Origin of the sequence: Fusobacterium sp. DD2 (assembly GCF_018205345.1) — a bacterium.
Taxonomy (GTDB): Bacteria; Fusobacteriota; Fusobacteriia; order Fusobacteriales; family Fusobacteriaceae; genus Fusobacterium_A.
Genome location: NZ_JADRHM010000150.1, coordinates 1 through 298 on the forward strand (window position 1 = coordinate 1; position 298 = coordinate 298).

Here is a 298-nt window from a genome sequence, read left to right on the forward strand (position 1 = left end):
CCGCTTTTCATTTCCAAAATACATTTCATTCTTTACTCTTCCAAAAAATGTTTCCATAATACAGTTATCAAGGCAATTCCCTTTCCTAGACATAGACTGAATAATCCCGTGTTCTTTTAATTTATTTCTAAAGTATTCATGCTGATACTGCCATCCCTGATCAGAATGCAGTATTAATCCTTCAAGCGTAGGAAATTTTTTAAAAGCATTCTCAAGCATATTCCTTATCTGCTTTAAATTTGGGCTCATTGATAAATCATATGATATTATCTCATTGCTATACATATCAAGAATTGGG

Annotated in this window: 1 protein-coding gene; it reads right to left on the reverse strand. The window is 31.9% G+C overall.

The annotated features are described in order from the left end of the window. A partial coding sequence (locus tag IX290_RS11515) for a DDE-type integrase/transposase/recombinase (protein ID WP_211493328.1) occupies positions 1-298 on the reverse strand: 298 nt, incomplete at both ends.